General features: G+C 72.1%; 8 protein-coding genes. 4 read left to right on the top strand and 4 right to left on the bottom strand.

The annotated features are described in order from the left end of the window. Positions 1–1810: AMP-binding protein (locus tag GUY60_RS26940; RefSeq protein WP_312866434.1), on the top strand; the 1810-nt coding region annotated here is incomplete at its 5' end. 74 nt (positions 1811–1884) lie between these two features. Here the strand turns inward: GUY60_RS26940 and hutG are convergent. Together hutG and hutU are read right to left on the bottom strand one after the other, a co-directional pair. Then, positions 1885–2850 (bottom strand): formimidoylglutamase, encoded by a 966-nt coding sequence (hutG, locus tag GUY60_RS26935; protein ID WP_312866433.1) that lies wholly within the window; start codon positions 2848–2850, stop codon positions 1885–1887. Next, positions 2847–4523, bottom strand: a complete 1677-nt coding sequence (gene hutU / locus GUY60_RS26930; RefSeq protein ID WP_161702337.1) for a urocanate hydratase — start codon at positions 4521–4523, stop codon at positions 2847–2849. The genes hutG and hutU overlap by 4 nt, the downstream gene beginning before the upstream one ends. 302 nt (positions 4524–4825) lie before the next feature. Between hutU and hutC the strand changes: the two genes are divergently transcribed. Continuing rightward, entirely contained in the window at positions 4826–5575 is a 750-nt protein-coding gene (gene hutC, locus GUY60_RS26925; protein ID WP_312866435.1) for a histidine utilization transcriptional repressor HutC, read from the top strand. Positions 5576–5604: 29 nt separating this feature from the next. On the opposite strand, the gene GUY60_RS26920 is transcribed toward hutC, so the two are convergent. Further along, positions 5605–6414 (bottom strand): IclR family transcriptional regulator, encoded by an 810-nt coding sequence (locus GUY60_RS26920; RefSeq protein WP_161702335.1) that lies wholly within the window; start codon positions 6412–6414, stop codon positions 5605–5607. A 176-nt stretch (positions 6415–6590) separates the two neighbouring features. Between GUY60_RS26920 and GUY60_RS26915 the strand changes: the two genes are divergently transcribed. Both GUY60_RS26915 and hutH read left to right on the top strand, forming a co-directional pair. Further along, positions 6591–8018 (top strand): amino acid permease, encoded by a 1428-nt coding sequence (locus GUY60_RS26915; RefSeq protein WP_223178738.1) that lies wholly within the window; start codon positions 6591–6593, stop codon positions 8016–8018. A gap of 19 nt (positions 8019–8037) precedes the next feature. Further along, on the top strand, positions 8038–9573 hold the full coding sequence (gene hutH / locus GUY60_RS26910; RefSeq protein WP_161702333.1) for a histidine ammonia-lyase: 1536 nt from the start codon (positions 8038–8040) through the stop codon (positions 9571–9573). Positions 9574–9669: 96 nt separating this feature from the next. On the opposite strand, the gene GUY60_RS26905 is transcribed toward hutH, so the two are convergent. Next, on the bottom strand, positions 9670–10437 hold the full coding sequence (locus tag GUY60_RS26905; RefSeq protein ID WP_161702331.1) for an IclR family transcriptional regulator: 768 nt from the start codon (positions 10435–10437) through the stop codon (positions 9670–9672). Positions 10438–10555 lie beyond the last annotated feature (118 nt).

Below are 10555 nucleotides of genomic sequence, written 5' to 3'. Positions count from 1 at the left end.
CAGCCACCCGCGAGCCCGGCCGCCGCTCCTTCGTGGACACCTGGTGACCGCACCACCCGACCGCGAGAGCCACGAGAGCCACAAGAGCCACGAGCGGAGCGAGCAGATGGACACCCAGACCATGGACGCGTACCTGCGTGACCTGCGGGCCCGCCAGGAAGCGGTACGCCCGGCCGGGACACCGTCGACCGTCAGCTATCCGCTGGGCGAGCAGGGCATACCCGAGCACGTCACGCACTGGGCCCACACCGTGCCGGACCGCGCCGCGGTCGTCTTCGAGGGCCGCACCACGACGTACCGCGAACTCGACGCGCTGATCGCCCGCCTCGCCGGCTGGCTGCGCTCCGAAGGCGTACGGCCCGGCGACCGGGTCGCCGTGCACCTCCCCAACACCCCGCAGTTCCTCGTGTCGATGATGGCGATCCTGCGCGTCGGCGCGGTGCACGTACCCGTCAACCCGATGTTCCAGGCGGCCGAGCTGGCGTACGAACTCACCGACAGCGGCGCAGAGTTGGTGATCACCGTCGACCGGCTCCTGCCCCTCGTGGAACAGGTGCGCGCGCAGGCCCCGATCCGGCAGGTCCTGGTCACCGGGCCCGAGGAACTGGCCGCCTCCGGTACCGGTCCTGTGCTCCCCGCCGAGGGCGCGGGCATCACCCCCTGGTCGGTCGCCGTCGCGCACCCGCCCGCACCGCAGCACCCGACCGACCTCGACGCGCTGGCGGCGCTCAACTACACGGGCGGCACCACCGGACTGCCCAAGGGCTGCGAACACACCCAACGGCACATGCTCTACACGACCGCGTCCAGCGCCAACGCCATGGGGCGCGGCGCGGACGGCGGCTTCGTGGCGCTCTGCTACATCCCGGTCTTCTGGATCGCCGGTGAGAACCTCGGCATCCTCAGCCCCCTCGTCCTCGGCGGCACCTCCGTGCTCATGCCGCGCTGGGACGCGGCCCGCGCCCTCGACCTGATCGGCCGGCACCGGGTCAGCACCATGGTCGGCACGGTCGAGAACTACCTCGAACTCCTCGACAGGCCCGAACTCGCCGACACCGACCTGTCCTCCCTCGACGACCCGATGGCCGTCTCCTTCGTCCGCAAGCTCAGCCCCGAGGTCCGCCACCGCTGGCTCGCCGCCGCGGGCCCGCACTCGGTGCTCCGCGAGGGCGCGTACGGGATGACCGAGACGCACACCTTCGACGCCACGCCGTACGGCCTCGCGGGCGACGACCGGGACCTGCTGGCCGAACCGGTCTTCTGCGGCGTGCCCGTCCCCGGCACGGACATCGCGGTCGTCTCCTTCGAGACGGGCGAGCCGGTGCCGCTCGGCGAGGTCGGCGAGATCCTCGTACGGAGCCCGTCGGTGATGACCGGGTACTGGCAGAACCCCGAGGCGACGGCCGGTCAACTCCGCGACGGCTGGCTGCACACCGGCGACAACGGCCGGATCGGGGAGGACGGCTGTCTGCGCTACCTCGGCCGGGACAAGGACATGATCAAGGTCAAGGGCATGAGCGTCTTCCCCGCCGAGGTGGAGCTGCTCCTCACCCGCCACCCGTCCGTACGCACGGCCGCGGTCGTCCCGGCCGAACACGCCTCGAAGGGCCAGGTGCCGGTCGCGTTCGTCAGCCTGGAACCCGGCGCGGTCCTCGGCGCCGAGGAACTTGAGGGCTGGGCGCGCTCCGCGATGGCGTCGTACAAGGTGCCGCTGGTCCGGATCGTCGGAGAGTTCCCGATGACGGCCACCGGCAAGATCCGCAAGGTCGAACTCACCGAGCGCGCCCAGCGGGTGGCCGAGGCCGGCTGAGGCACCGCACGCACAACGGCCCGTCACCCCCGCTGTCGGGCGGGAGTGACGGGCCGTGGACCGTGGGCGGTTGCTCAGCCGCGTGCCGTCAGGATCCGGTGGATCAGGCGTGCGCCGGCGCGTGCGGTGCGGGCGTCGATGTCGAGGTCCGGGTTCAGCTCGGCGACATCGCACAGCGCGAGCTTCCCGCTCGCCGCGATCCGCGCGCAGACCCGCTCGATGACGTCCATGCCCACCCCGTACGCCGCCGGAGCGCTCACCCCCGGCGCGCTGCCCGCGGGCAGCACGTCCAGGTCGATGCTGAGGAACGCCAGGTCGCAGTCGGCGAGGAACGCGTCCACGAACGCGTCGACCCGCGGCAGGTCGAACGGCCCGCACTCGGTGTCCGGCAGGTACCGCACCCCGAGCTCGTCGGCGGTACGGAACAGCCGCTGCGTGTTGCTGGGCTGGCTCACCCCGAGCACCCGGTAGTCGAGCCGCCGCCCGCGCGCCTCCTCGTCCCGCGCCATCTGCAGGAACGGGGTGCCGGAGCTGGGCCGCACGTCGTCGCGCAGGTCGAAGTGCGCGTCCAGGTTCAGCACGCCGAGGCGGGCGCCCTCCCGCACCGCGCGGGTCCCGGCGAGCCCCAGGTAGCTGCCGTACGCCACCTCGTGGCCGCCGCCGAGGACGACGACCGGGACGCCCTGGTCCACCAGCGGGGTGATCGCCGCGCCGAGGCGGTGCTGGCCCGCCTCCAGGTCGCCGTCGGTGACGGCGACATCGCCCGCGTCGAGCGCGCGCAGCGGCCGGGGCAGCGCCATCGAGGACAGCGCCCGGCGCAGCTCGGCCGGTCCGCCGGCCGCGCCCTGCCGGCCCTTGTTGCGCCGTACGCCCTCGTCACTGCGGAAGCCGACGAACGCGGCGTCGTACGGACCGGCCGCCGGATCGTGGCCGACGACATGGTGCCAGCGCAGGTGCTCAGGCCCCGGACCGTCGTCCCGGCCCGTCCACGCGGGCGCGGACAGGTCGGCGGCCAGGGGCGCCTGTTGGGCGGTGCTCACAGCGCGTCGGCCTCCGACATCGGGACGCGCACCCCACGGTCCTCGGCCACCGCGGCGGCGTGCTCGTACCCGGCGTCGACGTGCCGGATGACACCCATGCCGGGGTCGTTGGTGAGGACCCGGGCGAGCTTCTCGGCGGCGAGCTCGGTGCCGTCGGCGACGCACACCTGACCGGCGTGGATGGAGCGGCCCATGCCGACGCCACCGCCGTGGTGGATGGAGACCCAGGACGCACCGGAGGAGGTGTTGACCAGGGCGTTGAGCAGCGGCCAGTCGGCGATGGCGTCGGAGCCGTCGAGCATCGACTCGGTCTCGCGGTACGGGGAGGCCACGGAACCGGAGTCCAGGTGGTCGCGGCCGATCACGACCGGCGCGGACAGCTCGCCGGACGCGACCATCTCGTTGAACTTCAGGCCCGCGAGGTGCCGCTCGCCGTAACCGAGCCAGCAGATACGGGCGGGCAGGCCCTCGAACTCGACGCGCTCGGCGGCCATGTCGAGCCAGCGGTGCAGGTGCTTGTTCTCGGGGAACAGCTCCTTGATCGCCTTGTCGGTGGCCTCGATGTCCTTCGGGTCACCGGACAGCGCGGCCCAGCGGAACGGGCCGAGGCCCTCCTCGAACAGCGGCCGGATGTGCGCGGGCACGAAGCCGGGGAAGTCGAAGGCACGCGTGTACCCGGCCTTGCGGGCCTCGTCGCGGATCGAGTTGCCGTAGTCGAAGACCTCGGCACCCTTGTCGAGGAAGCCGACCATGGCCTCGACGTGCAGGGCCATCGCGGCACGCGAACGCTCGGTGAAGTCGGCCGGGTCCTTGCGGGCCTGCTCGTGCCACTCCTCGACGCTCACGCCGACCGGCAGGTACGCCAGCGGGTCGTGCGCGGAGGTCTGGTCGGTGACGATGTCGATCGGGGCGTCGCGGCGCAGCAGCTCGGGGAAGACCTCGGCGGCGTTGCCGACGACGCCGATGGACAGGCCGCGGCGCTCGTCGCGGGCCTCGACCGCAAGCTCGAGCGCGTGGTCCAGGTTGTCGGCCTTGACGTCCAGGTAGCGGGTGCCGATGCGGCGGTCGATACGGGTCTCGTCCACGTCGACGCAGATCGCGACGCCGTCGTTCATCGTCACGGCGAGCGGCTGGGCGCCGCCCATGCCGCCGAGACCGGCGGTCAGGGTGATCGTCCCGGCGAGCGTGCCGTCGAACTTCTTCCGGGCGACGGCGCCGAACGTCTCGTACGTGCCCTGGAGGATGCCCTGGCTGCCGATGTAGATCCACGAACCGGCGGTCATCTGGCCGTACATGGTCAGGCCGCGCTCCTCGAGGGAGCGGAACTCCTCCCAGTTCGCCCAGTCGCCCACCAGGTTGGAGTTGGCGAGCAGTACGCGCGGCGCCCACGCGTGGGTGCGCATCACGCCGACCGGCTTGCCGGACTGGACGAGCAGCGTCTCGTCGTCCTTGAGCGTCTTGAGGGTGCGCACGATCGCGTCGTACGAGTTCCAGTCGCGGGCGGCCTTGCCGGTGCCGCCGTAGACGACGAGGTTCTCCGGATGCTCGGCGACCTCCGGGTCCAGGTTGTTCATCAGCATGCGCAGCGCGCCTTCCTGCTGCCAGCCGAGGCAGTTCAGGTCGGAGCCGCGCGGGGCGCGGACGCTGCGGGCTTCAGGAGAAACGCCGGTCATGGTGCCTCCAGGAGGAGTCGAGCGGAGCCGTACGGGCACGAGCGAAGCCGTACGGGAAACGGCGTACGGGAGTGGTCTCCGTACGGGTTGGTACTCCGATCACAGGCCACGAAGCGGCCCGGAACCAGCGCCGCCCGTCAGGATTCTCGGATCCGAGACCGCACCGCGATTCCGTGTCCGGACCGGGGCCGGACGGCGCCCGGACCGCGCCCGGCTCCGGGAAGGGCCCGCAGCCTAGAATTCCGGGCGGGAGCGCCGCTCGGGCGCCGCACGGAGCGACGAGGACGGTGGGCGGCTTGGCCGTGGAAGGCGTGGAGCTGGCCAGGCTGTACCGGGAGCGGGCGGCCGGCCACGCCCCCGCGTACCAGCGGGTGAAGGACCTCGTGACCGGGCAGATCGCCGAAGGCCACTGGCGCGAGGGCGACCTGCTGCCCTCGGAGAACCAGTTCGTCGAGTCCCTCGGCCTGTCCCGCATGACGATCAACCGCGCGCTGCGGGAGCTGAGTTCCGAGGGTGCGCTGCGCCGCGTGATGGGAGTGGGCACGTTCGTCGCGCCCCGCAAGGGCACCTCCGCCCTGGTCGAGGTGCACGACATCGCCGACGAGGTGCGCGGCCGCGGCCACCGGCACGCGGCGCGGGTTCTGCAGCTCGGCGAGGAGGAGGCGGGGGAGGAGCTCGCCGCACAGCTCGGCCTCGGCGAGCGGCGCACGGTGTACCGCTCGCGGGTGGTGCACATCGAGGACGATGTGGCCATCCAGCTGGAGGACCGCTACGTGCACCCCGGCTTCGCGCCCGGCTACCTGGACCAGGACTTCACCCGGCGCACCCCGTACTCGTTCCTGTCCGAGGTGGCGCCGCTCGGCCGGGGCGAGCACATCGTCGAGGCCGTGCTGCCGTCGAAGGAGGAGGCGGGGCTGCTCGCTATCGCCCGCTCCGAGCCGTGCCTGCTGATCCAGCGCCGTACCTGGTCGCACGACGCCCTGGTCAGCGTCGCCCGGCTGCTGCACCCGGGCTCGCGCTACCGGCTCCAGGGCACGTTCGACGCGCACTGACCGCGCGACGCGAACTGGCCGCTCGGCCGCTACGCGCGCTCCGGGGCGTGCCCCGACACCGCCGCCGTGAGCCGGGCGGCGCCTTCCGTGAGGAGGGTGCGGATGTGGTCCTCGTCGTGCCTGGCGTAGTGCCGCTGCCAGGTGCTGCTGAGCGCGGCGATCGGGCGGGCCTGGTGGTCGAAGGCCGCGACGCCCATCGAGCGGAAGCCGTCCGAGACCAGCTCGACCTCCTCGGACCAGCCGCGTTCCCGGTCCTCGGCGAGCAGCGCGAGCAGCTCCGCGAGTGAGCGCGGGCCCTTGCCGGTCCGGGTGACGAGGGTGCCGGGCCGTGGGAACAGCGCCCGGACCTGTGCCTGGGCGGAGTGGGCGAGGATCGCCCGGCCGCTGGCGGTCAGATGCGCGGGCAGCCGTACGCCGATATCGGTGACGAGCATGTCCTCGGCGTCCGCCGTGCGCCCGCCGGAAGGCCGCTCCTTGAGCAGATAGACCGTCTCGGCGCCGTAGAGGATGCCGAGGTGCGCGGTCTGGCCGAGGCGGTTCGCGAGGTTCCGCAGGATCGGACGGGCGAGACGTTCCAGCGGTTCATGACGCAGATACGCGGAGCCGATCTCGAACGAGGAGACCCCGAGCCCGTACGCCTGCTCCTTCGGCACGTAGGCGACGAAACCGCGCTCCACCAGCACGTTCAGGATGTGGTACGCCGACGACCTGGGCATGTCCAGATCGCGTGCGAGTGCCGCCGCCCGCACGGGTCCTGACCTGCCGGCGAGGTGCAGCAGAATGTCCAGCGCGCGCCCGACGGCGGGCGAGGCGCTGCTCGAGGAATCGCGTCCAGTCATCGGTCCACCTATTGACCACCCTGTCTATACAGGAATATACAGGGCCCTTCGCGTTGGGACAGGCCGTCACCGGCCGCACCCGGATGACGCCATTTTGCTCGACACACCCGTTCAACTACCCCTGGCGCCGCCCTGCCCGCGGCCGACCGGGGCCCCGTCCCAAGGAGGGCCTTTCCTTGAGCACCAACAAGCCCGCGCTGAGCAGGGGGCTCACATCGCGGCACATCCGGTTCATCGCCCTGGGCTCCGCCATCGGCACCGGACTCTTCTACGGATCGTCGGCCTCGATCCAGGCCGGCGGACCGGCCGTGCTGCTCGCCTATCTGATCGGCGGCGCGGCCGTCTTCCTGGTGCTCAGGTCGCTCGGCGAGATGGCCGTACGCCAGCCCTGTCCCGGCTCCTTCGGCGAGTACGCCACCCGCTTCCTCGGTCCCTTCGCGGGCTTCGCCACCGGCTGGACGTACGCCTTCGAGATGGTGATCGTCTGTCTCGCCGATGTCACCGCGCTCGGTGTGTACATGGGCTTCTGGTTCCCCGACGTGCCCCGCTGGATCTGGGTCCTCGCCGCGGTGCTCGTCGTCGGCGTGATGAACCTGTTCAGCGTCAAGGTCTTCGGTGAGCTGGAGTTCTGGCTCTCGCTCGCGAAGATCGTCGCGATCATCGCCATGATCATCGCCGGTATCGCGATCATCGTCTTCGGCATCACCGACTCCGGCGCCCAGGCGAGCGTCTCTAACCTGTGGAGCCACGGCGGGTTCTTCCCGAACGGTGCCGAGGGCTTCGTGCTCTCCTTCGCGATCGTCATGTTCGCCTTCGGCGGCACCGAGATCATCGGCGTCACCGCGGGCGAGGCGCAGAACCCGGAGAAGACCATCCCGAGCGCGGTCAACTCGATCCCGCTGCGCATCGTGCTGTTCTACGTGCTCACCCTCGCCGTGATCATGTCGCTCTCGCCGTGGCAGCACGTCGGCGCCGAGGGCAGCCCGTTCGTGGCGATCTTCGCGAGCGTCGGCGTGAAGTCCGCCGCGGCCGTACTCAACGTCGTCGTGATCGTCGCCGCCCTGTCCGCGATCAACAGCGACATCTTCGCCGCGGGCCGCGTCATGTACGGCATGGCCGAGCGCGGCCAGGCGCCCGCCATGATGCGCAAGCTGTCGAAGAACGGCGTCCCCTGGACCACCGTCGTGATCATGATGGGAGCCCTGCTGCTCGGCGTGGTGCTCAACGCCCTCATGCCGGAGAAGGTCTTCGTCATCATCTCGTCCATCGCGACCTTCGCGACCGTCTGGGTCTGGCTGATGATCCTGCTCTCCCAGGTCCGGGCCCGGCGCGCGATGACGCCCGAAGAGGTCGCGGAGCTCAAGTACCCGGCGCCGTTCTGGCCGTACGGTCAGTACATCACCATCGCGTTCATGGCCGCCGTCCTCGTGCTGCTCGCCTTCGCCGAGAGCACCCGGATCGCGCTCGTCGTCGGCGCCGTCTGGCTCGCGCTCCTTGGCGCGGTGTACGCACTCTGGTTGCGGAAGGGTCCGAAGGCCCCGCACGAGCAGATGTCTGGGATCCCAGACGGAGAGTCGCTCGAGACCGTCGCGCCCACCCGCTGACATGGGAGTTCATTGAGTCATGAACGTTGTAGTGAACATCGGCCCCCTCTCTCCTGACGACGTAGTAGCCGTCGCCCGCCACGACGCCCGCGTCGAGATCGCCCCCGAGGCGCTGAAGGAGATCAGGCGCAGCCGCGAGGTCATCGAGGGACTCGCCGACGACGTGGTCCCGCATTACGGGGTGTCGACCGGCTTCGGCGCCCTCGCCACCCGGCACATCCCCACCGAGCTGCGCGCCCAGCTCCAGCGCAGCCTGGTCCGCTCGCACGCCGCCGGATCCGGCGCCGAGGTCGAGCGCGAGGTCGTCCGCGCCCTCATGCTGCTCCGCCTCTCCACCCTGGCCACCGGCCGCACCGGCGTCCGCGCCGAGGTCGCCCAGACCTACGCCGCGCTCCTCAACGCCGGGATCACCCCGGTCGTGCACGAGTACGGCTCGCTCGGCTGCTCCGGCGACCTGGCCCCGCTCGCGCACTGCGCGCTCGCCGTCATGGGCGAGGGCGAGGTCCGCGACGCCGACGGCGTGCTCCAGCCGGCCGGCGACGCGCTCGCCGCCGCCGACATCACCCCCGTCGTGCTCCGCGAGAAGGAGGGCCTCGCCCTCATCAACGGCACCGACGGCATGCTCGGCATGCTGCTCCTCGCCGCCCACGACCTGCACGGACTGCTGCGCGTCGCCGACATCTCGGCCGCGATGAGCGTCGAGGGCCAGCTCGGCACCGACGCCGTGTTCGCCGCCGACCTGCAGGCGCTGCGCCCGCACCCCGGCCAGGCCGACAGCGCCGCCAACCTGCGGGCCCTGCTCGCCGGTTCGGCCATCGTCGCCAGCCACCGCGGCCCGGAGTGCACGCGGGTGCAGGACGCGTACTCGCTGCGCTGCTCGCCCCAGGTGCACGGCACCGTGCGGGACACCCTCGCGCACGCCGAGCTGGTCGCGTCCCGCGAACTCGCGAGCGCCGTCGACAACCCGGTCGTCACCCCCGACGGCCGCGTCGAGTCGAACGGCAACTTCCACGGGGCGCCGGTCGCGGCCGTCCTGGACTTCCTCGCCATCTCGGTGGCCGACCTCGCGTCGATCGCCGAGCGCCGCACCGACCGCTTCCTCGACGTGGCCCGCAACCACGGCCTGAACGCGTTCCTCGCGGACGACCCCGGTGTGGACTCCGGCCACATGATCGCCCAGTACACGCAGGCCGCGATCGTGTCCGAGCTGAAGCGGCTCGCCAACCCGGCCTCCGTCGACTCGATCCCCTCCAGCGCCATGCAGGAGGACCACGTGTCGATGGGCTGGTCGGCCGCGCGCAAGCTGCGCCGCGCCATCGACGGGCTCACCCGGGTACTCGCCGTCGAGCTGTACACCGCGGCCCGCGCCCTCGACCTGCGCGCCCCGCTGACCCCCGCGCCCGGCACCGGTGCCGTCCGCGACGGGCTCCGCGAGCTCGTCGCCGGTCCCGGCCCGGACCGCTGGCTCGCCCCCGAGATCGAGGCGACGGTCCGGTACGTGGCGTCCGGCGCCGCCGTCACCGCCGCCCAGGGCGCTGTGGGCGACCTGGCCTGACCCGGTACGGGGGCCCTGACCCCCGTACCGCCATCGGCCCCGGCCGCGCCCGACAGCGCGACCGGGGCCGACTCGTTCGAGGGCGCATCGGGACGCTCACCCCTCCGCGACGCCACCGATCCGACGGCTCAACTCCCGTGCCGTACGCCCCACTTCCTCGGCGATCCGGCGGGCCTGCTCCTCGTCGACCTCGTCCCCGGGGAACGTCACCGCCACCCCGGCCACCGGGTGCGCCGTGTGGTCGAGCACCGCCGCGGCCACCGACGAGAAGCCGTTCGTGACCTCGTTCTCCTCCGTCGCATAGCCCCGCCGCCGCACCTCGGTCAGCAGGTTCCGCAGCGCCGAGAGGGAAGTGGGCCCCAGCTCGTTGCGCCGCACGAACGCCGACGCGTCCGGGAACAGCGCCCGCAACTGAGGCTGCGGCAACCGCGCGAGCACCGCGCGGCCGCTCGCCGTGAGATGCGCGGGCAGCCGCACCCCCACGTCCGAGACCAGCGGCCGCCGCCCCGGCGCCCGCTCCTCGATCACATACAGCACCTCCGGGCCGTGCAGCACGGCGAGGTGCGCGTTGTGCCCGGTCCGGTCGACAAGCCGGGCCAGCGGCACCCGCGCAAGGCGCTGGAACGGCGCCTGCCTGCTGTACCCCGAACCCAGCTCGAAGGCACTGACCCCGAGCCCGTACCGCCGCTCCTCCGGCAGATGCACCACGAAGCCCTCGCGCACCAGGGTGTCGAGCAGGTGGTACGCCGTGGACCGGGGCAGCCCCACGTCACGGCTGATCGCCGCGGCGGGCACGGGCCCGGCCTGACCGGCGAGGTAGCGGAGGATGGACAGGACCTGGGCGGCGGCCGGGACGACGGACATGCCGCGAGCGTACGTCCGCGCTCCGCCCCGGAACGGCGCCGCTCCGAGCTGTCTTGGATACGAGACAGCGTCTTGGATACGAGACAGCCGGCGCCCCTTTGTACGGTGAGGCCATGCC

This window comes from Streptomyces boluensis, assembly GCF_009908195.1.
Classification (GTDB): domain Bacteria; phylum Actinomycetota; class Actinomycetes; order Streptomycetales; family Streptomycetaceae; genus Streptomyces; species Streptomyces boluensis.
Note: the sequence above shows the minus strand (reverse complement) of the source record. Positions and strands in the feature narration are given on the sequence as shown.